The 24,716-nt window shown below is 45.7% G+C and carries 24 protein-coding genes; 10 read left to right on the top strand and 14 right to left on the bottom strand.

Going from position 1 to position 24,716, the window contains the following annotated elements; all coding sequences use genetic code 11:
- The first annotated feature begins 5 nt into the window (after nt 1-5).
- The 5 genes from RIB93_RS08200 (at nt 6) to RIB93_RS08180 (ending at nt 3,882) form a co-directional block, all read left to right on the top strand.
- Entirely contained in the window at nt 6-1,049 is a 1,044-nt protein-coding gene (locus RIB93_RS08200) for a metal ABC transporter solute-binding protein, Zn/Mn family (protein WP_446372074.1), read from the top strand.
- Between the two features lie 171 nt (nt 1,050-1,220).
- Complete coding sequence (locus RIB93_RS08195; RefSeq protein ID WP_446372072.1) at nt 1,221-2,006, top strand: metal ABC transporter ATP-binding protein; 786 nt, start codon at nt 1,221-1,223, stop codon at nt 2,004-2,006.
- Between the two features lie 49 nt (nt 2,007-2,055).
- Nucleotides 2,056-2,889: a metal ABC transporter permease gene (locus RIB93_RS08190; RefSeq protein WP_446372070.1), complete on the top strand. Its 834-nt coding sequence runs from the start codon at nt 2,056-2,058 to the stop codon at nt 2,887-2,889.
- 251 nt (nt 2,890-3,140) lie between these two features.
- Nucleotides 3,141-3,446 carry a hypothetical protein gene (locus RIB93_RS08185; protein WP_446372068.1) on the top strand — a complete coding sequence of 102 codons (306 nt, stop codon included), beginning with the start codon at nt 3,141-3,143 and terminating at the stop codon, nt 3,444-3,446.
- Nucleotides 3,439-3,882, top strand: a complete 444-nt coding sequence (locus RIB93_RS08180) for a PIN domain-containing protein (RefSeq protein WP_446372066.1) — start codon at nt 3,439-3,441, stop codon at nt 3,880-3,882. Before RIB93_RS08185 ends, RIB93_RS08180 begins: the two co-directional genes overlap by 8 nt.
- Before the next feature lie 87 nt (nt 3,883-3,969).
- Here the strand turns inward: RIB93_RS08180 and RIB93_RS08175 are convergent, their stop codons facing one another.
- Entirely contained in the window at nt 3,970-4,296 is a 327-nt protein-coding gene (locus RIB93_RS08175) for an ArsR/SmtB family transcription factor (RefSeq protein ID WP_446372063.1), read from the bottom strand.
- Nucleotides 4,297-4,474: 178 nt separating this feature from the next.
- Between RIB93_RS08175 and RIB93_RS08170 the strand changes: the two genes are divergently transcribed.
- Nucleotides 4,475-7,132, top strand: coding sequence for a heavy metal translocating P-type ATPase (locus tag RIB93_RS08170; protein WP_446372061.1), 2,658 nt, complete (start codon nt 4,475-4,477; stop codon nt 7,130-7,132).
- A gap of 493 nt (nt 7,133-7,625) precedes the next feature.
- Here the strand turns inward: RIB93_RS08170 and RIB93_RS08165 are convergent, their stop codons facing one another.
- From RIB93_RS08165 to RIB93_RS08110, 12 genes are all read right to left on the bottom strand, one after another.
- A complete protein-coding gene (locus RIB93_RS08165; RefSeq protein ID WP_446372059.1) occupies nt 7,626-8,621 on the bottom strand; it encodes a CobW family GTP-binding protein in 996 nt (331 codons plus the stop codon).
- Nucleotides 8,622-8,953: 332 nt separating this feature from the next.
- A complete protein-coding gene (gene folE, locus RIB93_RS08160; protein ID WP_446372057.1) occupies nt 8,954-9,601 on the bottom strand; it encodes a GTP cyclohydrolase I FolE in 648 nt (215 codons plus the stop codon).
- A 76-nt stretch (nt 9,602-9,677) separates the two neighbouring features.
- Nucleotides 9,678-10,736 (bottom strand): CobW family GTP-binding protein, encoded by a 1,059-nt coding sequence (locus RIB93_RS08155; RefSeq protein WP_446372055.1) that lies wholly within the window; start codon nt 10,734-10,736, stop codon nt 9,678-9,680.
- Between the two features lie 269 nt (nt 10,737-11,005).
- A complete protein-coding gene (locus tag RIB93_RS08150) occupies nt 11,006-11,338 on the bottom strand; it encodes a DUF1830 domain-containing protein (RefSeq protein WP_446372053.1) in 333 nt (110 codons plus the stop codon).
- Between the two features lie 186 nt (nt 11,339-11,524).
- Complete coding sequence (locus tag RIB93_RS08145) at nt 11,525-12,412, bottom strand: energy-coupling factor ABC transporter ATP-binding protein (protein WP_446372051.1); 888 nt, start codon at nt 12,410-12,412, stop codon at nt 11,525-11,527.
- Between the two features lie 41 nt (nt 12,413-12,453).
- A complete protein-coding gene (gene cbiQ, locus RIB93_RS08140) occupies nt 12,454-13,251 on the bottom strand; it encodes a cobalt ECF transporter T component CbiQ (protein WP_446372049.1) in 798 nt (265 codons plus the stop codon).
- Between the two features lie 199 nt (nt 13,252-13,450).
- A complete protein-coding gene (locus RIB93_RS08135) occupies nt 13,451-13,753 on the bottom strand; it encodes an energy-coupling factor ABC transporter substrate-binding protein (protein ID WP_446372047.1) in 303 nt (100 codons plus the stop codon).
- Nucleotides 13,750-14,508 (bottom strand): energy-coupling factor ABC transporter permease, encoded by a 759-nt coding sequence (locus RIB93_RS08130; RefSeq protein ID WP_446372045.1) that lies wholly within the window; start codon nt 14,506-14,508, stop codon nt 13,750-13,752. The genes RIB93_RS08135 and RIB93_RS08130 overlap by 4 nt, the downstream gene beginning before the upstream one ends.
- A gap of 14 nt (nt 14,509-14,522) precedes the next feature.
- Nucleotides 14,523-14,780: a hypothetical protein gene (locus tag RIB93_RS08125; protein WP_446372043.1), complete on the bottom strand. Its 258-nt coding sequence runs from the start codon at nt 14,778-14,780 to the stop codon at nt 14,523-14,525.
- A gap of 100 nt (nt 14,781-14,880) precedes the next feature.
- Nucleotides 14,881-15,957 (bottom strand): WD40 repeat domain-containing protein, encoded by a 1,077-nt coding sequence (locus RIB93_RS08120; protein WP_446372041.1) that lies wholly within the window; start codon nt 15,955-15,957, stop codon nt 14,881-14,883.
- A complete protein-coding gene (locus RIB93_RS08115) occupies nt 15,945-16,916 on the bottom strand; it encodes a CobW family GTP-binding protein (RefSeq protein ID WP_446372039.1) in 972 nt (323 codons plus the stop codon). Before RIB93_RS08115 ends, RIB93_RS08120 begins: the two co-directional genes overlap by 13 nt.
- Before the next feature lie 125 nt (nt 16,917-17,041).
- Nucleotides 17,042-18,727 carry an iron uptake porin gene (locus tag RIB93_RS08110; RefSeq protein ID WP_446372037.1) on the bottom strand — a complete coding sequence of 562 codons (1,686 nt, stop codon included), beginning with the start codon at nt 18,725-18,727 and terminating at the stop codon, nt 17,042-17,044.
- A gap of 132 nt (nt 18,728-18,859) precedes the next feature.
- Between RIB93_RS08110 and RIB93_RS08105 the strand changes: the two genes are divergently transcribed.
- Entirely contained in the window at nt 18,860-20,095 is a 1,236-nt protein-coding gene (locus RIB93_RS08105; RefSeq protein WP_446372035.1) for an FAD-dependent oxidoreductase, read from the top strand.
- Here the strand turns inward: RIB93_RS08105 and RIB93_RS08100 are convergent.
- Nucleotides 20,092-21,180: a metal ABC transporter solute-binding protein, Zn/Mn family gene (locus RIB93_RS08100; protein WP_446372033.1), complete on the bottom strand. Its 1,089-nt coding sequence runs from the start codon at nt 21,178-21,180 to the stop codon at nt 20,092-20,094. The genes RIB93_RS08105 and RIB93_RS08100 overlap by 4 nt on opposite strands.
- A 300-nt stretch (nt 21,181-21,480) precedes the next feature.
- Between RIB93_RS08100 and RIB93_RS08095 the strand changes: the two genes are divergently transcribed.
- The 3 genes from RIB93_RS08095 (at nt 21,481) to RIB93_RS08085 (ending at nt 24,640) form a co-directional block, all read left to right on the top strand.
- A complete protein-coding gene (locus RIB93_RS08095; protein ID WP_446372031.1) occupies nt 21,481-22,200 on the top strand; it encodes a metal ABC transporter ATP-binding protein in 720 nt (239 codons plus the stop codon).
- 257 nt (nt 22,201-22,457) lie between these two features.
- Entirely contained in the window at nt 22,458-23,345 is an 888-nt protein-coding gene (locus RIB93_RS08090; RefSeq protein WP_446372029.1) for a metal ABC transporter permease, read from the top strand.
- Nucleotides 23,346-23,836: 491 nt separating this feature from the next.
- Nucleotides 23,837-24,640, top strand: coding sequence for a hypothetical protein (locus RIB93_RS08085; RefSeq protein ID WP_446372027.1), 804 nt, complete (start codon nt 23,837-23,839; stop codon nt 24,638-24,640).
- Nucleotides 24,641-24,716 lie beyond the last annotated feature (76 nt).

The following is a 24,716-nucleotide window of genomic DNA, read 5'->3' as shown; positions in this document are numbered from 1 at the left end:
AACCCATGCCAAATTATCGCCGTCTAGTTACCACAATCCTGGCTTTAGGAATCGTGTCTTTAGTCGGTTGTGGACAAACTCAAACGAATGAAACAACCGAATCGGCTCAATCTTCTGACTCTAACATCTCAGAGAACCAGCTTGACGTGGTTGTGAGTATTCCACCGCAAAAATATTTTGTCGAACGGATTGGTGGTGAATATGTCAATGTCACCGTAATGTTACCGCCTGGTGCGAGTCCAGCCACCTATGAACCCAAACCCCAACAGCTACAAAATTTAGCGGATGCAGAGGCGTATGCCCGCATCCAGGTTCCTTTTGAGAATGCCTGGTGGGAGCGCATTCGTTCTGGGAATCCGGAGATGAAAGTTGTGGATTTGACCGAAGGAGTTAACCGAATGCCTATGGCGGCGGAACATTCCCATCCCGGTGAAGAACACCATCACCACAGTGACGCCGACGAACATCAGCATGATCAGGAGGCTAGTTCTCAAACCGAAACCGTAGCCAATCCCGATCCCCATATTTGGCTATCACCCCCCCTGGTTAAAGAACAAGCACAAACCATTTATGCAGCTCTTGTCGAACTTGACCCCAGCCGTCAACCGATTTATCAAGAGAACCTAAATGCCTTCATTGCTGACCTAGAGCAACTGGATCAAGACATTAAGCAAACCCTTTCTGGAGTTGAGAATCGAACTTTTATGGTCTTCCATCCGGCTTGGGGCTACTTTGCTCGTGCCTACAATTTGGAAATGGTTCCTATTGAAGTCGGTGGCAATGAACCCAGTGCGGCAGAAATGTCCAAGCTGGTTTCTAAAGCTAAAGCAGACAATATTCAAGTCATTTTTGCTCAACCTCAATTTAGCACTAGGGACGCTACAACAATTGCCAATGAAATTGGTGGAGAGGTGATTTTACTCGATCCACTGGCTGAAGACTGGATGAGCAATATGAGCAAAGTCTCTAACACATTTAAAGATATTATGGGTGATCCAACCGCCCTTTTAGTTGTCACCCCTCACCTTGTCGCTGTGATTAGCAAATAGTCGCTCATTATTGGCTTTTTTAGCATCAAATAACACCAATTTTGTTTACCCCTATCGATTACTAATTTCATCATACCAATGTTTCCTGATGTTGCGCCATGTCTGACCCATACGGGCGATAGCAAAAGGGTGTATTTGTTGCTTGATTATAAAGAGAAAACGGGTATCACTGTGGAACACTCAACTACGTCTGAAGTCGTGATTACGATCGAAAACCTTTGGGCAGGATACGGTAAAGAACCGATTTTGCACGATATCAATCTTTCGGTCAATAAATTGGACTATATCGGTATCATTGGTTCAAATGGAGGCGGTAAGACTACCCTATTCAAGGTACTATTAGGATTATTGTCACCTCAACAGGGACGGGTGAGAATTCTCGGACGTTCGATTCAGCAAGGTCGTCGTTATATCGGCTATGTTCCACAGGTGATGACATTTGACCGCAGTTTCCCCATTAATGTTTGGGATGTTGTGCGGATGGGACGTTTGGGCAAAGGTCGTTTATTGAGACATTTTAATCGTAAGGATGATGAGAAGGTAGAACAGGCATTACAACAGGTAGACTTGCTAGATTTAAAAGATCGCCCGGTGAGTGAGCTTTCTGGTGGGGAGTGCCAACGAGTCTATATTGCTCGGGCGTTAGCAACAGAACCCCAGATTCTACTGCTTGATGAACCCACTACCAGTCTAGACAGTAAAACCTCTACAGCCATCTATGAATTGCTGCGGCAACTGAATGAATGTGTGACAATTTTGATGATTTCTCACGATATTGGCATGGTATCCTCTTACGTTAAAACAATCGGCTGTTTGAACCAACGGCTGTATTACCACGGTGATAGTCAGGTGACGAATGAAATGCTAGAGCAGACCTACGGAGAATCAGTAGAACCGGTGATTCACAATCGGTTTGTGCCGCGAAAGTTAGCCGCGCATCCGTCAAAATCGACCTAACTCAAAACCTGAATAGCCGAGACCCAAGGAAATAATTTTGATTTCGCTTATGCTGGAAGTTATACAGCAAGAATTTATGCAAAATGCCCTATTAGCGGGGCTGTTGATTAGCATTGCCAGTGGCATTATTGGCAGCTTTGTAGTAGTCAATCGGATTGTGTTTATCGCTGGAGGCATTGCCCACGCCGCCTATGGGGGTGTGGGTATGGGATTTTTCTTGGGATTTAATCCAGTGCTAGGGGCAAGCGCCTTCAGTCTGATGGCGGCGTTGACAATGGGCTGGGTGCAGCGTAAAACTCAGTTGCGACAAGATACTGTCATTGGTATGTTATGGGCAATTGGTATGGCAATTGGGATAATTTTTGTTGATTTGACACCGGGCTATACGGCAAATCTAAGGAGTTATTTATTTGGTAGTATTCTCTCTGTTCCTAGACGCGATCTCTGGATTATGCTGGCGCTAAATATAATGATCGTCATTTTGGTCGTGCTGTTTTACAAAGAGTTATTGGCGATCTCCTTTGACGAAACCTTTGCCACAGTGCGGAATGTACCCGTGAATGGGCTTTACCTGATGCTGATGGGAATTATTGCGCTGACGGTGGTGATGCTGATGCAGGTGGTGGGCGTAATTTTACTGATTGCCCTGCTGTCTATGCCCGCCGCGATCGCGAATCTGTATGTCAAGGACTTGAAGAAAATGATGCTACTGGCTAGTCTGCTGTGTATGATCTTTACCACAGTCGGATTGTGGCTTTCCTACGTCCTCAATTTTACCTCTGGTGCCACGATTGTGCTGTGCGCCGCGATCGCGTATCTTGCCAGTTTGGGCATCAATTTTCTCCGGCGATACCGCCAAACGGAAACCCGATTGTTTCAGTAGAGTCTTTCCCGTTTAATTTGTTAGGTTTTAGTTGATTTATGATAGACACCGATAGCTTCCCCCAAAAACTACCTGTAACTGTCATTACAGGCTTCCTGGGCAGCCCTCATCGGCAACAAACATGGACAGAGTAGTGGGTGGCGATGGCACAATAGATGCAGAACGCGAATATCGGTTGGAGGCAGTATGTCACTTACCGTCGCCGATTTAGAGAACCGACAAGCTTATTATCCAAACTATCGGCTAGAACGATGAGTAATCTATCAAAAGACCAAGAACTTACGATTAAGACATTTCCTTTGTCAATTGCTGAAGCAGGTCAAGTAACACTTCCACAAGAGGTTTTGGATAGCTTACAGGTGAGTCCAGAAAATTCGTTACTTTTGCTGCAAATTGGGGAGTTGGTTTTACTTGTTCCTAGACAGCCTCAAGTTAGTTCTCTTGCCGATTGCTTTGTCTCCCTAATGAATACCAGCCAGGTTAGTTTAGGAGACTTATTAGAAGGGTTACAGGAAGAGAGGCAAACCATTTGGGAAGAATCTCAGCACCGTGATTAGAGTATTTCTTGATTCAAGTGCATTGATTGCAGCTTGCGGTTCTGCCAGTGGTGCTAGCCATGCCGTGATTGTAATGGCAGAGATTGGATTGTTCAAGGTTGTAATTTCAGAGCAGGTTGTAGACGAGTGCGAGCGCAACCTGATGAAAAAACTGCCAAAAGCTCTTCCCGTTTTTAGGCAAATTATCTCTACTATCGCTCCTGAAATTCTACCCAATCCTTCTACTACAGAGATAGAGCAATGGGTAGCAATTATCGAACCTAAAGATGCTCCCATCTTAGCTGCTGCGGTAGTCGGTCAGGTCAATCGTTTGCTGACACTAAACACGAAAAATTTCACACCAGAAGTATCGGCTCAAAGTGGCTTACTGATTCAAACACCGAGCGAATTTATTCAACAAATTCGTGCTTTAATTAACAAAGAATTGAGTGAGTGATAGATAGTGAGGTGGCTTGCTTGTTTTCATAAAAGCCAAAGGGAGCAGGGAACTGCTTAACAGGGAATACCTAAGTACGGAAAACCCTTAACTTTTAAAGCGAGTGCAAGAGTCTACGCCAAGAGCCACATCAGCCAGTAATTCATCAGCTAGGTCGAGAAGTTTGGCGATTCGGGCATCGCTGAGTTGGTAGTACACGAAACGACCCTGCTGTTGACGGACAACCAAGTCGCAACAGCGTAGACAACTCAGATGATTGGAAACATTAGACTGGGTGAGTCCTGTTGCTTCAACAATTTCGTTGACCTTCTTGGGTTCATCTCGCAAAACATTGAGGATAGACAAACGCGAGGAGTCAGAAAATCCCCGAAACAGTTTGACCTTCAGATCGGTAGCTTGAGTTTTGGCAATCATTGATAGGGGGTAACAGGCTTGTGGCTTGACATATCAGTTGTTACTGATATTTAATGATAGCTTTAACTAAGACATATCAGTTGTCACTGATATGAGAACCGGATAGGTCGAGTTGTATCGAATTACCCGGCTGTCGATAATCCAGGTCGCGTGTCTTTGCTCAATAGTCAATTGTCTCATGAACCCAACAACCCCCTCGAACAGTACCTTACAAGCAATAGTTGATGGGATGGACTGCCCTAGCTGTGCCAAAACCATTCAGGCAAATCTAGTGCTTCTACCGGGTGTAGACAAGGCTTGTGTCAATTTTGCCAGTGGCAAGCTTACCGTCTCTTATCACCCATCCCAAGTCGAGGCAAGGGTGATTCGCGATCGCATCACGGAAATGGGTTACACCCTTGATATCGCTCCAGCCAATCCCACCAAAACGCTGCAAGCACAGGTCAGTGGAATGGATTGTGGGGGATGTGCCAAGACGATTGAAGCGAGTGTAAAGCAGTTGGCTGGAGTCACTGAGATATCCGTCAGCTTTGCATCGGAACGATTGAACGTATCTTATCACCCCCACCACGTCCGTGAAGCCGACATCATCAAGCGTGTGACTGACCTAGGCTATACCGTTGAGCAGGCGCAGGAAAAGACCCCGGCTAAAAAACTTATTGCCAATGTTGGTGGAATGGATTGTGGCAGTTGCGCTAAAACCATTGAAGCTAGCCTACAGAAGACGGCAGGAATTCATCAAGTTTCGGTCAGTTTTGCCACTGGGCGGTTAGAGGTGTCCTATGACCCGATTCAGGTCAGCGAGACGGTGATTGGAGATCGAGTCACCGCTTTAGGCTATACAGTCGAGGACGTGACAATCACGAACCTTGGTGACACTGGCTCTGATGCTGTGTCCCAGAGTCAGCCGACACCTAGCCAGCATTCGCCCAAGTCTGACTTGACAGGTTGGCAATTCTGGCTGTTGACGCGACGGGGACAGACTGTTCTTTTCAGTGGTATTGGCTTAGTACTGGGATTGATTGCCGAAGGATTGTTATCCCTCAGTTGGATTGCCCAAGGCTTCTATATCGTTAGCTTGCTCGTTGCGTTCCTGCCAGTTGCACGAGCTGCATGGATTGCCTTGAAACTGCGTCGAGCAGATATGAACTTGCTGATGACGCTTGCGGCGATTGGAGCGGCTATTTTGAATTTTTGGTTCCAAGGCGCATTGGTTATGTTCTTGTTTGCCTTGGGGACAACGTTACAGACTTTCACTCTCGGTCGCACCCGCAATGCCATTCGCGACTTGATGGACTTGACTCCACCAACTGCAACACTTAAGCGGAATGGGCAAGAGGTTTCAGTTCCTGTTGAAGAGATTCAAGTTGGCGAGATGCTGACAATCCGACCAGGACAACGCATTGCCCTGGATGGCATAGTGGTGTCTGGCATGAGTGCTGTTGACCAGTCTCCGATTACGGGAGAATCTGTCCCAGAAGACAAAGAAAAAGGCGATCGCATTTTTGCAGGTACGCTGAACCAGACTGGCTTTTTGGAGGTTCAGGTAACTCATAGCGCCAAAGACACAACCGTTTCCCGGATCATTCATTTAGTGGAGGAAGCCCAAGAAAGCCGCGCTCCCATCCAGCAGTGGGTCGATCGCTTTTCTGCCATTTACACGCCGATTGTTCTTACTGTGGCAGCAGGGATTGCGCTTATTCCACCGTTAGTGTTGGCTCAACCGTTTAACGTGTGGTTCTACAAGGCACTGGTATTGCTAGTAATTTCCTGCCCTTGTGCGTTAGTGATTGCTACACCCGTTTCCCTGGTGAGTGCGATTGGGGCTGCAACCCGAAACGGTGTTTTATTCAAGGGTGGAAATGCGCTAGAGACAGCCGGACGACTGACAACCCTAGCCTTCGATAAAACTGGCACGATTACTCAGGGTATGCCTGTCGTACAACAGGTCTATAACCTAGGAGAAATGAAGGCGTCCACCGTGCTGCTGATTGCGGCTTCCCTAGAACAACAATCGGAACATCCCCTAGCAAAGGCGATTGTGACAGCAGCGAAAGCAAAGGGAATGGAACTAGATACTCCAGAAACCTTTACAGCCATCCCCGGTAAGGGAATTTGGGCAAAGTTTGGACAGTCCGTTTATGGGGTTGGCAATCGACGGTTATTTGCAGAGCAAGACATTCCTCTGTCAGCCGCAGCGGAATCCTGGGTGGCTGAGATTGAATCTTTTGGGCATACTCCCGTGCTAGTTGGAACTCGACAAGGTTTAATTGGAGCGATCGCCTTAGCAGATGGACTCCGTTTGGAATCCATTGAAGCGGTACGATTGTTGAAACGAATTGGCTTAAAGCGACTGGTGATGCTGACAGGCGATCGCATCCCCGTTGCTTCTGAGATTGCTCAACAGGTTGGCATGGATGACTATCAAGCTGAGTTACTACCTGAAGATAAACTTGAGGCAATTTACAACCTTCGCCACAAAGGAACGGTAGGTATGGTTGGGGATGGCATTAACGATACTCCCGCCCTGGCTGCGGCAGATATCAGTTTTGCCGTCGGCAACATCGATGTTGCGCTGGAAGCCGCTGATGTAGTGCTTGTCAGCAACGATCTAAGGCGCTTGGCTTATGCCATCCAACTCAGTCGCCGCACACTTAAAGTGATTCAGCAAAGTATTGTCATTGCTTTAGTTCTGAACGGAACGTTTATTCTCCTGGGAACCTTGGGGGTAATTGGACTGCCAATGGCGGTTTTAGAGGATATGGGGTCTTCTCTGTTAGTGACTCTCAACGCCATGCGGCTGTTTAACCTGAAGTTCCCCCAGCAAAAAAATTGAAACTGGTTCACTGTGCGGCTTTGCGCGATTTTTGACGCGCCCTACTTATGTACAATCGCGCTCAACCTTGATGTAGCGTGGGTTTCAACCGATCTCTTGTCATATTGCCTTGCATAGCGCGATCGCACAAGGGATTCTCGGTTATTTCAACCAAAACCTTGCTGGATGAAAGCATCCCCTTGACAAGTGGATTGGGAGACGAAGATTACGATCGCGTTGTCAGCTTGTCGCAAACGCTGTCCAACATTAGACTGATGGAACCAAATCCAAAATAGGGATGAAATACCAAGTTATTTTACAGCATAACGAAGAAGATTGTGGTGCAGCTTGTAAGGCTTGCGATCTGCTGCAAGCAGCAGCGCTTCGCTATCGCGCTTATTAGGCGCTACAGTCCTTATTTGGTAAGCGTTATGAACTCTTAAAACTGATAGTTTAGCACACTAAGTCCGGAAGAACCATAATTATCAACAGGATTAATCGTTTATTTCGGATCTTAACTTGCCATGCACTCTGCTAATTCTTGTCGAATCCACTCAGCATTTAAATTTCGTCCAATGAAAACGAGTTGATTCCAACGAGGAGGGTGAGAACGTTCACTTTTTATATCACATCGTTTACCACTTAATTGAAACAGATGGCGTAACTGACTCCCCTGAAACCAGAGAATGCCCTTACCCCGATAAACATTGGTGGGTAGGTTATCGATAAAGGTTTGAAATTTGGGCAGATTTAAGGCGCGATCGCTCTCAAATGATACTGCCATAAACTGATCATGTTCCAGATGGTGAGACTGATGATCATCAGCCAGATGATTAGCTGGTGCTGCACGTTGATCGGTGCTAGGCTCGTTAAGGTTCACATCCAAAATCAGTGGTAATGACACCTGTCCATATTGGGTTTGGAGAACTCTGGCTCCAGGTTTCAGGGAACGAATATACTCCTTGAGTTGATGAATTCGTTTTGGGGCAACCAAATCGGTTTTGTTCAACAGAATAATATCGGCAAAAATGAGTTGATTCAGTGCCGCTTCACTGTCATAGTGATTCGGCGTCAACGATTCGGCATCAACAACCGTCAATATGGAATCTATGTGAGTAACGGTTTGTAATTCTGTGGTGATAAAACTCAGCATAATTGGCAACGGATCTGCCACCCCCGTGGTTTCAACCAGGATGTAATCCACTGGATCATCACGGTTAATTAATGCATCAACCGTATCAATGAGATTTTCATTAATCGTGCAGCAAATGCAACCATTACTCAGTTGCACCATATTTTCATCAATCGATACCAAGAGTTTGGAGTCGATATCAATGTCGCCAAATTCATTAACAATAACGGCTATCTTCAAATCCTGACGATTATGCAAAATATAATTGAGCAGCGTGGTTTTGCCGCTCCCCAAAAAACCCGTGATAATGGTAACAGGTATTCCCCGCCCAGAAGCGGTGACAGACGTGGGACGAACTTGTTTGACACTAGAGGTCATAAAATTCCTCCGGTTGAGTAACGACAAATCGGCGGATTGAACGATCTGACCCGCCCTAAACCAATTGTAGAGTAAGAAGTATTCTCATCAAGACGCAAAAAAAGGGCTTTCTCCTAGGATTAGGAGATCACCCCTAACGAACAGGCACGCTAATTAGGGGCTGCTGAATAAGTGTTGTGGTGAGGGGGAGCTGGGGAAGCTGGGGTACATTTTCCCTGAGTAAGGTGATGCCATACTTATGAAGGATGCTACCCCATTTCCTTGCACTTTATCCACTGCCCATAAGCCTCAAAGTATTGATGGCTCAGGGTTTCTAGGTTGTGCAGCAAGCCCTAATTAAACCTTGGGTTATGTCGCACCAAATCCATGAACTCCTGGCGAGTCCGGGCATCTTCAGCAAACACTCCTCGCACCGCACTGGTCACAGTCCAAGACCCTGGCTTTTGTACACCTCGCATCACCATGCACATGTGCGTCGCTTCCACAACTACGGCTACACCTTGAGGCTTGAGTAATCCCACGAGTCCATCGGCAATCTGTGCCGTCAGACGTTCCTGTACTTGCAAGCGCCGCCCATACATTTCGCAAATCCGAGCAATTTTGGACAGTCCAATCACCTTACCATTGGGAATATAGGCAACATGAGCGCGACCGAGAATCGGCAGAATATGATGCTCACAGGAGCTAAAAATATCGATATCCCGCACCAGCACCATTTCATTAGCATCTTCGGTAAATACTGCACCATTGAGTAATTCATCCAGGGATTGGTGATAACCCGATGTCAAAAACTTTAAGGCTTTAACCACACGCTTAGGGGTATCTTGTAATCCTTCGCGGTCTGGATCTTCTCCCAATCCCAGTAACAAAGTACGCACGGCTTGCCTCATTTCTTCGTCAGAGACAAGGGGTTGATCGGAAGTTGAAAGGGATGGCATTACACTATTTAACGCCATCGGCTTTGATTGAGATAAGGTCATAATGGAATGATTTGAGTGATGACAAAACTGAAGTGAAACGGAAATTAAATTCAGCCAATAATTAACAATTAATTGACTATAACTTTACCGATTCAGCCAGACAGTTGTTCAGGAGCGTTTTGATTTCATCTAGATCGAGATGACGCCCAATCAAGACGAGCTGATTTTTCGGTGAACCTAACCAAGGCTCAGGGTTTAATTCAAAACGAGGACCGCTGAGTTGAAAGATATGGCGTAAAGGGCTATCACTAAACCAGAGAATGCCTTTTGCCCGAAACACAGTATTCGGCATCTGTTCAGTCAAAAAATACTCAAATTTGTGGACATCAAAAGGGCGATCGCTCTGGAAAGACAGGGAAACAAATCCATCATTTTCTAAGTGATGGGAATGATGAGAGTGATCATGATGGTGATGGGAGTGATCATGATGGGAATGATGATCATGATCGTGGTGCTGGCTTTCCTCTAACTCCTGCTGGTAGTTCTCTATCTGAGTTAATTCCACATCCAAAATTAAGGGTAATGGCACTTGACCATATTGACAACGGATAAGTCTTGCTCCCTGTTTAATTACGCGGATATAACTCTCTAATTCATCCAGCTTTTTCGGATCAGCGCGATCTGTTTTATTCAGCAACACGATATCACCATACGCCACCTGTGAAAACGCGGCTTCACTGTCAAAATGTTCTGGAGTGAACGTTTCCGCATCGACTACCGTTAAGATCGAATCCAACCGCGTCAGGTTTCGCAGTTCCGTCCCTAAAAAAGTGATCGCAATGGGTAACGGATCAGCCACTCCCGTGGTTTCAATGACTAAATAGTCAATCTGGTCTTCCCGTTCTAAAACGCGATAAACAGCATCAACTAACCCATCATTAATTGTACAGCAGATACAACCATTACTCAACTCCACCATATCTTCATCAAAAGAAACCAGAAGCTGGGAGTCAATATTGATATCTCCAAACTCATTTACTAAAACAGCGACTTTCAAATTCTGCTTATTTTCGAGAATTTGATTAACTAAGGTGGTTTTGCCACTCCCCAGAAATCCGGTAATAATCGTGACAGGCATCCCTCGTTTGGGAAGGTTTACTATTTCCAATTCCGTTTGTTTTGTTGTCTGTACCATGGTTGTCTTTTAGTATGAGAGTCTCGGTGTGTGTAACTACAATGAGCGGCAGATGGGATATTTACGTCCCATGCAAAATCAAGGCGACATCTTTGGCAGAGTAGGTCAAAATTAGGTCAGCACCCGCCCGTTTGATAGATGAATATCGCCTTCCATAACAAACATGGGATAAATAGGACATCGGTCAATAAACCTGGTTTATTTGGGTGAAATCTTGATATTTTGTTGTCATCCTCACGAGAAACCCGGCTTCTCGGAATACCGACGCTCTAGTTGAACGTTCGGTGACTTGAAGGGTGAGAAACTGAGAGTTTTTTAAAGTCTTTGTTGGGCGCTCGGATGAATTCCTGTTGAATGCATAACCGATCGCAGCCAATTCTATCTAGAAGAATTCCCTGGCTCATTGCCCCTGTATAAATTTCAAGTTGAGCCTCAGAACAGGCTTCAAATAAGAGATGTTGCCGAGGAAATACGACTCGCTCAAAGTACCAATTGGAAATATTGACAATCCGCACAATCTGAACTTGTCTCGTCTGATTGAAATAACCACATAAGATTTTCGCGGGAAAATTCGGGGGCAAAGCATCAAGAATTTGAGTCATTGTTATAATTGCTTTGTTTAATCAACGTCTGGATTGAGAGAGATGGTGCATCTGTTTTAATGTATAAATCAGGGCAGATTTAACCAGATATAATATCAAAATCTGTAGGGGCGACCCGCTGCATAAATCAACAATACCCATCCTCTCAATGTTATTGGGTCGCCCTGTGTTTAAACCCAATTCAGATTAATCAAACAGGTGCAAAGAAATCAATCTATTCCTGTTAAGGTTTGTCAGAGTTTCTGACAATTGCTCGTTCAGTTCACTCACTGTTCGGGGAACAGAGGTATGTTCTGAACGACAAAGGTGCTTGGGTAAGGCTTGCCAAACTTGCCATACGGTTGGCAAACCGAGTTGTAAGTCTTCAATTAATTCCCATTGCGAAAAAACCGCTTCCGCCTCACCTTCCATAACCAATTGTCCTTGATGGAGAACCAAGAACCAATCTGCCCATTGATAGGCAATATCTAAGTCATGGGTTGCCAGAACAACCGTTGTTCCTGACTCATGAATCCGATCTAATTCCTGCATAAAATTCTGGGTTTGTCTCCTATCTAAATAAGCCGTCGGTTCGTCTAAAAGGAGTAATTCTGGCTTCAACGCCATCACACCCGCTAAAGCAACGCGCCGCTTTTGTCCTAAACTGAGATGGTGTAGGGGTAGGTTGACTAATTCCTGCAAAACAAAGTCCGCGATCGCGTCATCAAGTCTCTGTTCAAATTCGGCTTTGGGTAATTGCAAGTTGGCTAAACCATAAGCGATATCCTCTATCACTGTTCCGGCGACTAATTGTTGTTCAGGATCTTGAAATGCTAACCCAATTCGTTGTCGCCATTGATTGAGAAATTTATGGTTATATTTTAATTCCTCGTTTTTCCAGTAGATTTTTCCTTGCTGGATTTTATGCAACCCATCTATCAACAAAAATAGGCTGGATTTGCCCGATCCGTTTTGACCAATAATCGCCGTCTTTTTGGATTGAGTAATCCTCAGGTTTAATCCCCGAAACAAAGGGGTATTTTGACCTGGATAAGTATAAACGATGTCTTTGAGTTGTAGCAATGTACGGGTCATGGATATGGGGATAGGGAAAAAAGGACTGAATCCACAGTTTTTTAGTTAATTCTCAGATAAATATCTAATCCTGACAAACTTAAACACCCAATCATTCCTTCTAAGGCATAGCGCTGGGAATAGTTCCGATGTTGTCCATTAAACCCATAGAATCTATCGGTAAATCCTCTGGCGGCAAACCCTAAACAAAATTGCTGATAGCGAATTATTGTCCGTTGTAGCAATTGACTAACGAGCAAACTTGTACTCTTAACCGCTAATTTCCAGGTGCGATATCCTCCTCTCGCTTGTTGTGCTAATCGTAACTCAATCACGGTGTTAATCAGGATAAAAAGAAAGCGGTACATTAACATCAGCAAATCACCGATCGCTTCGGGTAATTGACAACGACGTAGGGTTTGCACAATTTCGACAAATGGAATAGTCATCAGCATAAAAAGTAAGCATGAAATACAAGCCAAAGATCGGATAAAAACTTTGACCGCTTCTTGCCAGCCACTGTGACTGAGATAGAAATATAATCCTCCTAACTGAATACCTCCGAGTTGATCACTAGCAACTAAATCGATTTGGTTCGCCCCTATTATGTTAATCATTAATGCAGGTAAACCCATGCCCAAAAATAGACTACTCACACCCAGAAGCTTTAAATAAGATTGGATAGGAATTTTGGCATAACCGATTGTCCAAATTGCCAGCCAGAGACTAATCAAAACTTGAGTTAGAGGGGAAGCGATGAGAGCAATCCCTAAAACGACTAACGCAAACAGTAATTTTTGCTCTGGCGGTAAGGTTCTCAGGTTATTGTTATAAGAAAGGGTATCAATGGGTAGAGTCATGATCTCATTTAAGCAGGGTTTGCTGAATTAGTATTGTGGTTTGTAGAGACGTGACCGTGGAACGTCTGGGAGCAATGGTACATTTGTCATGATTTAGTGATGCCATAATTTTGACGAATTTGACCCGATAAAATGAAAAAAAAATAACCAATGACGAAAGATAAATAACAATTACCGCTGCTAACTTTAATTTTTTCACCTACTTAAAGGTAGAATTACGCTCACTTTTTCCTCGATATAAACCGATCGCGTAACCAATTGTTCCCGCACCAATCCCAGCTTGTAAGGCGAATAACAGCGATTCAGTTTCACCACCTGGAGGTGCTAACAAAGGTTCAAACCACGGTTCATACTCAGGCTGAATGTCTCCAATCACGGCTTCGGCTTGTCCATCAGCACCGCTAAATTCAGAATCTCGAATGGCAAGTAAGGGAATAATCGCGAGAAGGATTACGCCTGAAATTAATAACCAATTATTCCAGCTTGTTCTTTGTCGTTTCATAGTAATTTTAGTTTAATCTGATTTAATACTTGTAATTGCTCTTGGCTATAGGTAACCAGCCAATTCCAAACTAACACCGTTAACAATCCTTCACTAATCGCCAGAGGAATTTGGGTGACGGCGAAAATGCCAGCAAATTTGATAAATGAGCTTAAAATACCGCCTTCTGGTGCAGGAAATGCCAGGGCTAACTGTAGAGATGTGACCACGTAGGTGATTAAATTAGCCACGGCGGCGGCGAGAAATATGGCAACGGTTTGTCTGCCATTTATCCGCAGCACTAAATGATACAAACCATACGCCACCATCGGACCAACAACTGCCATAGAAAATGCATTAGCACCTAACGTTGTCAACCCCCCATGAGCTAATAATAAGGCTTGAAAGAGCAGGACAAAACTCCCCAAAACTGTCATGATTAAGGGACTAAATAATACAGCACCAAGTCCTGTACCTGTAGGATGGGACGAACTACCTGTCACTGAGGGAATTTTTAACGCCGACAAGACAAAGGTAAAAGCACCCGCTAAAGCCAACAGCAGTTTTAATTCGGGATAATCTTTCGTGATCTGATTAAGGGAACGTAGTCCCAGCAAAAAAAAAGGCAGGAAGAGTATCCACCAAAAAATTGCCCAGGTTACGGGTAAAAACCCTTCCATAATGTGCATTGCTTGAGCAGGTGGTGCGGCTAAAATGGTTACGGTTACACTTGTGGCAGTGATTAAACCTAGAGAAATACGTTGTTTTGTTTTCATGGATATTCTAAAAATCAGGATTTCTCTAGCAAGTTTTTAATGTCAATGGGTTCTATTTCTGCAATAGGTTTGTGGATTTTATACTGTCGTTGGGGTTTGTCCAAGATAGCAATAACGGTTTCAATGGGTGGACATCCCGGTTCAGTACAGCGCAATTGACTCAGAGACACGGAAATTTTTTCATTAATCTCCAAAACCTGATAAATCCAGTGTTTAATTTGCTGGATTTTTTCGGGATTGGTTTGTTGGTCAGTACGAGAAAATAAATCCATTACTATTGTCAGTTATTGATTGTTCATTCTCTGTGCCAGCTTTCCAGACGCGCCATGGCGCGTCTCTACATTTACGTGTTTCTCATTCAGCAAACTTTCATTAACCAAATCCTTTACCCCGTTTGGATTCTGACCACACTAAAACCTCCCCATTTTGACCACCAGCCGCCAATTGATGTCCCCCAGGATGCCAAGCCAGACAAGAAAAACCCTGGGTAGCACCGTTCATAATTTGGGCAATTTGCTTGGCTTTTTGCCACAGACAAACCCAGCCATCATTACTCGCTGACGCTAACAGTAAACTCTTGGGTTGAAAAGCGATATCCTGGATAATTTCAGTGTGCAGATCTAAAACCCGTGCATCCCAACCCTGACGATCATCCGTTTGTTTTTTCCAGATCACAATCCCCTCACCACTGGACGCCGCTAACAAGGGTGCAGTATTTGACATGGATTTTGACCATCTCAAGTTGCGAATTTTGCCGGGGAATCCCCGCATCACCCAGGGATGAGGATTACCCCATTGGACGACTGTAATCGTTAAGTCGAGATTACCAGAGGCGAGATACTTGCCATCCGGTGACCAAGCAATCGCCATACTCGCCGCCGCCATATCGACAAGGAAAGGGTCATCATCCCAATTTCGACTATCCCAAACCTTAGCACCCTGATCACCCGCGATCGCTAAATGCTGTCCTTGAGGATGCCAAGTCATTCCCAATACTGAGGACGAGTCAAAAGGTAATGTGATAATCGTTGCTTGTTCAGCCCCATCCCACACTTGAACATAACGCCCCAAACTAAATGCCAATTGGTTAGCCGTGGGACTCCAACGCAGGTGGTCAACCCATTTGGGGGCATTATTGAGAGTTGTGATCCGTTGAAGTTGGGGCTTCACCTGCCAAATTCTCACCCCACCATCTTGTCCTCCGGCTGCCAAAAATTGCCCATCGGGGGAAAAGTCCAGACAATCAATCGATTGTTCACCTGTGTTGTCTGAACCGAGAATTAAGCATGAGTCACCATTCCCGCCATCCCACAGCAGAACCTCCCCCGCTGCTGAACTTACCGCTAAACACCCATCAACGGACCAAGCCACAGCCGTGACATACTCCGAGAGTTGCCCACGCCACTGTTGTTCTAATAGATTTTTCTGGGTAATCCCTAAACCAGACACGCTCTAAAGTCCTCTCTCAGCTTCGCTTCCTCTAAATTGCGACCAATAAACACCAGTTCGCTTTTCCGGCGTTCTCCAGGTTTCCAAGCGCGATCGCCTCGACCATCAAACAACATGTGTACCCCTTGAAAGACAAAGCGTTGCTCTTCTCCAGCCATGTTGATAATTCCCTTCATCCGGAAAATATCAGGACCCTTGGTTTGTAACAATTGCGAGAGCCAATTATTCAGTTTTTCCCCATCCACAGGTTTTGATTCAACCAAAGCAAAGGAATGAACCGACTGATCATGTTCGTGAGCATCTTCGCTGAGAAAGTTGGGGTCAATCTCCAAAGCACGGTTGAGATCAAAGGCTTTCACACCCAGTAACCCCTTCATGCCTAACTCAGAGTTTTGGGTGCGGTAAATTTTTGCTAGAGCATTCATCCCCCGTATCCGCTTCTCCAATTCATCTAACTCATCCGGGGAGACTAAATCTGTCTTATTGAGCAAAATTACATCAGCAAAAGCAATCTGTTCTTGCGCCTCATCTGCTTCCCAATGCTGCCAAATATGCTTGGTATCCACCACCGTTACCACCGCATCTAAAAGCAGTTGCTGCCGCATATCTTCATCAATAAAAAAGGTTTGAATCACCGGGGCGGGGTCAGCCAGTCCCGTGGTTTCTATCACCAAATGGTCAAACTTGTTACGTCGCTTGATTAGGTTCCCGATAATCCGCATCAAATCCCCTCGGACGGTACAGCAAATGCACCCGTTGTTCATCTCAAAGATTTCTTCATCGGCATCAATCACTAATTGGTTATCAATACCCACTTCTCCAAACTCGTTGACGATGACGGCGACTTTCTTGCCATGTTCGTAGGTGAGGATGTGGTTGAGCAGGGTGGTTTTCCCAGCGCCGAGATAGCCGGTGAGAACAGTAACCGGAATGGTACTGGAGGCTTGAGCTGTTACCATACGTTATTTAAAATGATTATCATTCTCAAATGATAAACGTTTTTTCCCTAGGCGACAATCCCTTTCACCCAATCCTTAATGAATGTAGAGACGTAGCATGCTACGTCTCTACACATGGCACGTCTCTAGAATTCAAAGATAGTGCGAAGCGTCCCCACCCAAATCGTGTCATTGTTATCATCGTGTTCTGGGTTGAGAATCACGAACACCCCCGGATTAATCGCGATATTATCCGTGAGTTGATAACGATACTGAGCTTCCAGATGCCAAGACGTATCATCATCCTCAAAACCGCCATCATTATCCGTCACCTTCGGCGGTTGTCCGACAACAAACCCCAGCAAACTCCCCTCTGAACCAAAATCAGGCAATGCCAGCGTAACCGCCCAGTTAAAAATAGTGGCATCATCGCCCTCATCCACCAAGACACCGTTGTTGAAACCATTATCTTGAGCATGAGCCAGGGTCAAACCGCCCCAACCCGACAGCGTAAAAGCGGGACTGAGACGCAAACTGGCAGAAAGCCCAAACTGATCCGCTGACGTTGCAGTATCTTCCCCAAACGGCACATTTGCCAATTCACTCCCCGTTTCCCCAGAAACCACCACCTGTCCCCCAGGATAATAGGAACGCACATAAGTTAGACCTAAACGCAAACGTTCACTCGGTTCAATCCCCAGTTGGGCGATGGCAGCATAGCTACCATTAAACAATCCGTTTTTCTGACTCGGATCATTAGCATTGGCAGCCAGATAACCCAAGGATAAATTAAGCGCTGAATTGAAGTTATAGGTCAAACTAGCACCCGTGCCTTCGAGTCCCTGATAATAAATCGGATTGAAACGCCCGAAACGAGAAATCGCCCCCGTCAGTTCTTCCGAGAAAAACTCGTTATAGTTGGCAAAGTTCTCGTTAAACTCGCCGCCAACGGCATCAATAATAAAGGAAAGTTTCGCACCTTTAACGGCACCATGTCCATGTCCATGTCCATGTTCCTCTTCTTCCTGATTATGTGACCCTGCCATTTCTCCCAGAGAGAAGCGATAAAATAGCTTGCCAACAGCTAAATCATTATCATTACCTTCATCAAAAGCGAAGCGAGTCATACTGGTTCCGGTAATATTGGGATTATCTCCTTCACCGGGACCAAAAGGAACCGTATTCAATGCATCCAAGCGAGTTAGTAACAAGTCCTCCCCTGTAAAACTCGTCGCTAAAAATAGACGCACTCGGTTGTCGAAAACTACTTCATCTTCCAAGTCTTCTCCACTACTATCTGCCTTGTCATCCCCAAACACGCTACTCAGGGAAAAGCTGACTTCTCCGCGAAGTTTGGTTGTTGTGGAAAACTGATGATCCTCTAAAAAGGCGACTCGACCTTCCAAATTATCTACTCGCGCCCCTAGAGTCGCCAATTCCGCCTCAAATTCTTGCACCAACCGTCTTAAGGTTGCCAAATCACTCCCCTCCAGTTCGCCATTAGGGAGTAAACGCTCAATTTGCTGCAAGCACGCATTCAAACCAGCGGCAAACTCAAATCGGGTTAAGGCTCGATTCCCACGATAGCTGCCATCGGGATAGCCAGCGATACAGCCATAGCGTTCCACCAGACTGCGTAAGGCTTCATACGCCCAATCACCAGGGGAAACATCTCGTAACTGAGAGACACTGGTGACTTGCTCAAGAGCATTCGTTTGACTGATGGGGTTGTACCCCTCAATCTGTGCCAAAGCATTTGGGGTTGCACAAACTGCCCAACTACCCAACACCACTGGGTTAACGATTAAAGTCTGCCACCACGTTTTTGCCATAGTCATTTCTCACACCCTATTCAGTTCAAGGTCTTGCCCGATCGCCTATCGGTTACTCGGCGTCACAATAATTATGATAATCATTATCATAAGAACGATTATCGTTATTGTAAATCCAGGGTCAGAGTTTTTATGACAAACCATTCGGCATCCTTACCCGCGAACATTGACATTGCCATTATTGGCGCAGGTTCTCAGGCTCTAACCCTAGTCACTCATCTGCTACAAAAACGTAAGAAAATGGGGGATAGGTTTTGGGTGTTTGACGCCAGTGGTAGATGGATGAATCGGTGGTTCCATCAATTTGCTGCTCTAGAAATCCCCCATCTGAGATCCCCTGCGGTACACCATCCCCATCCCAATCCCTATGCATTGCGCTCTTTTGCCGAAAACCGGGAGTCGGAATTTTTTCCACCCTATGATCTTCCGGGAACGCAGCTATTTGAGGCATTTTGTCAGAATGTTATCCATCAGTGGGGATTGTCGGATAAGCTGGTTAGGGCTGATGTGAGTAGCGTTAAACCAACCACAGTTCTCAAACGCCCTCGATTTCGCCTAGAGTTGTCCAATGGGCAATCCGTCATCGCTCGTCGGGTGGTTTTGGCAACGGGTGCGGGGCAGAAGATTGTACCGGATTGGGTAGATAAAATTGCATCGGCTTATCCAAAGGACAGACTATGCCATGCTCAAACTGTTGATTTACGGAACGTGCAGATAGCCGGTGAGCAGGTTTTAATAATTGGGGGTGGGTTGACGAGTGGACACCTTGCCGTGGGTGCAGCAGCACGGGGAGCGAAGGTGATGTTAATGTCACGGCGTCGGCTTCAGGAAAAATGGTTTGATGCTGAACCGGGTTGGTTGGGACCGAAGTATCTCAAGGACTTTTGGACTCAACCCGATTGGCGGAGGCGGTGGGAGATGATTCAGGGGGCGCGAAATGGCGGATCGATGACGCCAAAGATGATGTTTCAGTTACGCCGCCTGGAGCGGCAAGGTAAGCTGAGGTTTTATCCAGAATGTCAGGTGGTTGAGGCTCGGTGGCAGGATAACCAGTGGCAGGTTGACTGTGATGATGATCAAGTCTATGAATGTCAACGTATCTGGTATGCCACTGGAACTGGCTTTGATGCCACTGTTGACCCGTTACTCAAGGATGTTATTGATACATATCCTGTACCGCTTGTCAAGGGTCTACCCGTTTTAGACGAGCATTTGCGTTGGTCAGGTTGTGAGTTATTTGTGATGGGAGGTTTAGCCGCCCTACAGATAGGACCTGTGGCACGGAACCTGTACGGTGGTAAAATGGCGAGCGATCGCATTGTACCCGCCTTAACCAAACCGACGCTGTACCTTTCCTCTTCAGGCTAATTATCACCTGTCATTACTTTGAAGGGAGTACAGGTTCCGCCCAAACCTTTCGCGATCGCGCAGGTATTATGGGTGATCATTCCTATATAGGTTCCTGTGTCACTATTTTGGACACCTAGACTACCAACAAACAGTTTTTGTTCAGAAACCTTGACATTCGCTTCCCTAGCAACAGTTTCAATGGCGGTGGAATTGGTTGTGGTTTCCACAAAAATCGTGGGAACCTTGGCTTGTTCAATGGTTTCCACCAATTCCTTTACCCGTGCGGCTGAGGGGGTTTCTTCGGTACTGAGTCCTTGCAACGATTCCGCCGCCTCAAATCCATAAGCGTTGACGTAATACGCCAAGGCGTCATGAGTGGTGACAATTTTACGTTTTCCTGGGGGAATTGTTGCCACTTGGGCGTTGACCCAGGTATCTAACTGGTCGAGTTGGGTGGTTAACTGTTGGGCATTTTCCGTATAAAAGTCAGCCTGATCTGGATTAATCTTTTTCAGTTGGTTCCGAATCACATCGACCATCGCTGTGCTGTTTTGCACATCATGCCAAACATGGGGATCAGGAACGTTTTCCCCCTGATCGGCTGCATGGTTTTGTTCATGATCTGAGTGTTCAACCTGTTCCTTTTCCCCGTGATCATGGTGATCTCCATGATGATCATGGTGATGTGCTTCTCCCTCCAGGGGATTGGGGACAGCTTCCTCAAATACAGCAACTATAGGGGATGATGTATTGCTGGCTTCAATTAATCCCTCAACGCCCGGTTCTCCATCATAGCCACCATAAAGGATCAGTTGTGCGGTTTCAACGGCTTTGCGATCCGATGGCGTTGATCGGTAGGTGTGAGGATCTTGGTTCGGATCTAATAAACAGTTGAGTTGAATGGTGTCTTGGGCAATTTCTTCCGTTAAATCGCAAAGGACGCGATGAGACACCACTACACTGGGTTTCTCACCTGATGTCCCATCCTCTGTTGGTGAAACCGTTGTCTGGTTGGTTTGAACACACCCTGTCAGTGCGATCGCGAATACCAACACCTTACTCTTCCAGCCGTTCAGGGTTTGGATCGATAGATACTTTAGCATAGTCAAGCTCCTGAAACCGAGACAACAATTATAATGATAATCATTCTAATATTGAAGTTGACCCAAATGGCGACGGTTTCGTCCCCAATACTGAATATTGCTTGGATACGCTTTACGCTTTTGGCATCACGTCTGGAACATAGCTCCCCCAGCTCCCAGACGTAGCATGCTACGTCTCTACATGCTCCCCCAGCTTCCCTATCCCTACCCAAGGCGCTTGATGTGATATCGGGGGAATCATTATCCGATAAGCTGAAAGCAGAATTTGTTAATGGTAGTCATTCTCACAGACAGGTTGTAATGCTCGAAGTTCATGATTTGGCGGTCAACTACCGAAATACCTGGGCAATCTCCGGTGTTTCGTTTTCCATCCAACCCGGACAATTAACAGTGTTGTTGGGACCCAACGGCGCTGGCAAAAGTACGATTATTAAGGCAATTCTGGGACTCATTCCCCTCACCAGAGGAGTAGCAACATTTCACGCCAAGCCTCTGAAACGTCAGCGCAAACGAGTCGCCTATGTACCCCAGCGCACCCAAATTGACTGGAATTATCCGGTTACAGTCTGGAATGTCGTGATGATGGGGCGCACTATCCACACGGGTTGGTTTAAATATCCGTCTCGTCAATCCCAGGAGATTGTTCAGGATGCATTAGAACGGGTGGGCTTGTTTGAGTATCGCCATCGTCAAATTGGTGAACTTTCTGGTGGACAACAACAACGAGTATTTTTGGCAAGGGCGCTGGCGCAACAGGCGGAGTTGTTTTTTTTTGATGAGCCGTTTGCGGGGATTGATCAAAAGACAGAAGAGATTATTTTTGAAATTTTTCAAAACTTAAAGTTTCAAAATAAAATGGCATTGGTTATTAGTCATGATTTGGGGGAAACCCTAGAGCAATATGATCAAGTATTACTTTTAAATAAAGAGTTAATTGCTGTGGGGTCAAAGTCAGAAGTATTGACAACTGAAAATCTCAAAAAAGCTTATGGGAAACTCATGAGCCTGGTTGTTGCCTAATATCGAGGCAGAAGGTTTTAGGGCAGAAATTAGAGGAGAAAAGGGAAGTAAGTTTTGAGTGTGTAGGGGTGGGTTTCACCGATAATGTTTAGTGAAAAACCCTTAACTTAACTAAACCCACCCCGATTTAATCCTTAATTTTAAAATTATAGCAATAATCAAAAATTGACATCCGGCAAGACTAAGGGTAGCATAATACAGATTTTAAGAAGATATTAATAGTAAATAATAAATTAAGAATAAGTGAGGTGGATAGGATGTGGGATTGGTTAATTGAACCGCTACAGTGGGGATATATGCGTGACGCCATAGCGATTGCGGTGCTGCTGGGAATTTTAGGGGCAGTTGTGGGGAGTTATTTGATTGTGCAACAGATGATCATGATCGCTCATGTGATCGCCCATGCTGTTTTACCGGGACTATCAATCGCCTTTTTTGTGGGGGAACAATTTCTGTCTCTGGGAGCGTTTGTAGCCGGGACATTGAGTGCTTTAGTGGTAGCTGGTATTCATCAGCGATCGCGAGTTAAAGTAGATGCAGCGATGGCGTTAACCTTAACCAGTTTTTTGGGCTTGGGAGTTATCCTAATTACCCTCTTAGAAACAAACCAATTTGACCTCAGTTCTATTCTATTTGGTGACATTTTAGGCGTCAGAACCAGCGATGTTTGGCATACGCTAATCATTACCGTCATCGTTTTACTGTTAACCAAACTGTTTTACAAAGAACTCCTTTTTTACACCTTTGATCCCCTCGGCGCTCAAGCTAGCGGTTTACCCGTCACCACCATGTATTTCGGCTTCGTCTGCGCCATTACCTTGACGATTGTCGCCAGTATGCAAACCGTGGGTGTGCTGCTGGTTATCTCACTCCTCGTCGGTCCTGCCATTACTGCCTATCTTTTGGTCAAAGAATTGCATCAGATGATGGGATTAGGGGCAATAATCGGTGTAATGGCGGGTGTCACGGGGATGTATTTAAGCTATCACCTGGACTTGCCATCGGGACCCGCGATCGTCATGGTTGTCTTTAGTTTCTTTATTCTGGCATTTTTATTCAGTCCCACCCAGGGAATTTTAACCGAACCCGGAACCCTCCGTTGGATTGCCAAAATCCTGCAACCCCTCAAACTCTGGAAACGCTGAGGCTCTCCCTGTTTTGACCGCTAACTCGGGGTTCATAAGTATAGCACTACGAGGTACGGAAAGGACATCAGTTAATCCCAGAGGGAACAGGGAACAGGGAACAGGGAACAGTAAAGAATGTCCTAACCTGTCTTAGTACCGCTATATCTGGACATAAACTGTGTCGGGCTGAGTTGAAAATTGTCAAGACTCACGAGTCCCTTCTATCCTCTGTTCCCTCCTGATACCCAATCCGGGTTAGCTACCCGGTTATAATCCAGTCCGCGCAGGCGGACTTTGTTTGTGTAGCCGCGATTTCAATCGCCATGGCAAAAAAGGGTTTTCAAAGCGGATGTGGTATGAAATATACCTATCGACTGACTCAAAATAGTGTCATATCCTCCTTTAGCTTGGCGTCAGCGATAACGGCGAATTGGTAAGTTAGTGAAAGATACAAGAAAGCCTTAAACCTTAGAAAAACATTCAATATCAGTAAAGGAGGACAACTCTACATGAATAGTAATAAGCAATTTTTGGATAACAATAATCAACCGATTGAACCCACTGTCAATCAACTCGATGAATCTTCGTCCAATAAAGACAATCAAGATAATCAAGGCAAGGGTGTAGTTGGCGCTGGGGTAGCTGGCGCAGCCGTTGGTGCTGTAGTTGGTAGTCAAGTGGCTGGCAAACGAGGCGCCGTTGTGGGTGCTGTCACAGGCGCTGTAGCGGGTGGTTTGACGGCTAAGGCTACCCCTGACGACGCGCCGGATAAACTTAAAGGTGCTGCGGAAAAGGCAGCCAACAAAGTGCAAGGTGCGGCTGAACAAGCCAAGCCAGCGATTGAAAATGCTGCCAACCAAGCGAAAAGTGCTACGGAAAAAGCAGCCGACAAGGTACAAGATGCGGCTGAGAAGGCTAAGCCAGCTATTGAAAGTCAAGCTGACAAAACCAAAAGTGCTGCGGTGAAGACAGCCGACAAGATTCAAGATGCGGCTGAGAATGCTAAACCCTCTCTCCAGAGTAAAGCTGACCAAGCCAAAAATGCGGCGATGGGTGCAGCCGATAACGTTCAAGACAAGGCAGAGAAAGCAAAGCCATCGAATCAGAATAATCCAGATGGTGAGGTAGTGGCAGAACAAGAACGCATTATTGTGGAACCTGACCCAACTGCAGTAGTCGCGGCAAAACCTGTCACTGCTGTGGGAAAAAACGTCGCAGAAACAGAAGTGACGCAGGTTGACGTTAAGCTAGAAACACCTGAAATACCTGAAGTTGACAAGCGAACATCCTTCAGAAAGAATACCGAACGTTGACTTCTCCCCCGGTTGAAACACGGGGGATTCTAAGAGGATACTACGGGACGGGCTACAAATTGAGGCGCATAACACA

Origin of the sequence: Coleofasciculus sp. D1-CHI-01, assembly GCF_040218875.1 — a bacterium.
Lineage (GTDB): Bacteria > Cyanobacteriota > Cyanobacteriia > Cyanobacteriales > Coleofasciculaceae > Coleofasciculus.
This window is presented reverse-complemented; position numbering and strand designations above follow the sequence as displayed.

Excerpts from the sequence above, each read along its gene's own strand:
- RIB93_RS08200 (WP_446372074.1), top strand. The coding sequence starts at position 6 with ATGCCAAATTATCGCCGTCTAGTTACCACAATCCTGGCTTTAGGAATC.
- RIB93_RS08190 (WP_446372070.1), top strand. The coding sequence starts at position 2,056 with ATGCTGGAAGTTATACAGCAAGAATTTATGCAAAATGCCCTATTAGCG.
- RIB93_RS08185 (WP_446372068.1), top strand. The coding sequence starts at position 3,141 with ATGAGTAATCTATCAAAAGACCAAGAACTTACGATTAAGACATTTCCT.
- RIB93_RS08175 (WP_446372063.1), bottom strand. The coding sequence starts at position 4,296 with ATGATTGCCAAAACTCAAGCTACCGATCTGAAGGTCAAACTGTTTCGG.
- RIB93_RS08170 (WP_446372061.1), top strand. The coding sequence starts at position 4,475 with ATGAACCCAACAACCCCCTCGAACAGTACCTTACAAGCAATAGTTGAT.
- RIB93_RS08165 (WP_446372059.1), bottom strand. The coding sequence starts at position 8,621 with ATGACCTCTAGTGTCAAACAAGTTCGTCCCACGTCTGTCACCGCTTCT.
- folE (WP_446372057.1), bottom strand. The coding sequence starts at position 9,601 with ATGACCTTATCTCAATCAAAGCCGATGGCGTTAAATAGTGTAATGCCA.
- RIB93_RS08155 (WP_446372055.1), bottom strand. The coding sequence starts at position 10,736 with ATGGTACAGACAACAAAACAAACGGAATTGGAAATAGTAAACCTTCCC.
- RIB93_RS08150 (WP_446372053.1), bottom strand. The coding sequence starts at position 11,338 with ATGACTCAAATTCTTGATGCTTTGCCCCCGAATTTTCCCGCGAAAATC.
- RIB93_RS08145 (WP_446372051.1), bottom strand. The coding sequence starts at position 12,412 with ATGACCCGTACATTGCTACAACTCAAAGACATCGTTTATACTTATCCA.
- cbiQ (WP_446372049.1), bottom strand. The coding sequence starts at position 13,251 with ATGACTCTACCCATTGATACCCTTTCTTATAACAATAACCTGAGAACC.
- RIB93_RS08135 (WP_446372047.1), bottom strand. The coding sequence starts at position 13,753 with ATGAAACGACAAAGAACAAGCTGGAATAATTGGTTATTAATTTCAGGC.
- RIB93_RS08130 (WP_446372045.1), bottom strand. The coding sequence starts at position 14,508 with ATGAAAACAAAACAACGTATTTCTCTAGGTTTAATCACTGCCACAAGT.
- RIB93_RS08125 (WP_446372043.1), bottom strand. The coding sequence starts at position 14,780 with ATGGATTTATTTTCTCGTACTGACCAACAAACCAATCCCGAAAAAATC.
- RIB93_RS08115 (WP_446372039.1), bottom strand. The coding sequence starts at position 16,916 with ATGGTAACAGCTCAAGCCTCCAGTACCATTCCGGTTACTGTTCTCACC.
- RIB93_RS08110 (WP_446372037.1), bottom strand. The coding sequence starts at position 18,727 with ATGGCAAAAACGTGGTGGCAGACTTTAATCGTTAACCCAGTGGTGTTG.
- RIB93_RS08105 (WP_446372035.1), top strand. The coding sequence starts at position 18,860 with ATGACAAACCATTCGGCATCCTTACCCGCGAACATTGACATTGCCATT.
- RIB93_RS08100 (WP_446372033.1), bottom strand. The coding sequence starts at position 21,180 with ATGCTAAAGTATCTATCGATCCAAACCCTGAACGGCTGGAAGAGTAAG.
- RIB93_RS08095 (WP_446372031.1), top strand. The coding sequence starts at position 21,481 with ATGCTCGAAGTTCATGATTTGGCGGTCAACTACCGAAATACCTGGGCA.
- RIB93_RS08090 (WP_446372029.1), top strand. The coding sequence starts at position 22,458 with ATGTGGGATTGGTTAATTGAACCGCTACAGTGGGGATATATGCGTGAC.
- RIB93_RS08085 (WP_446372027.1), top strand. The coding sequence starts at position 23,837 with ATGAATAGTAATAAGCAATTTTTGGATAACAATAATCAACCGATTGAA.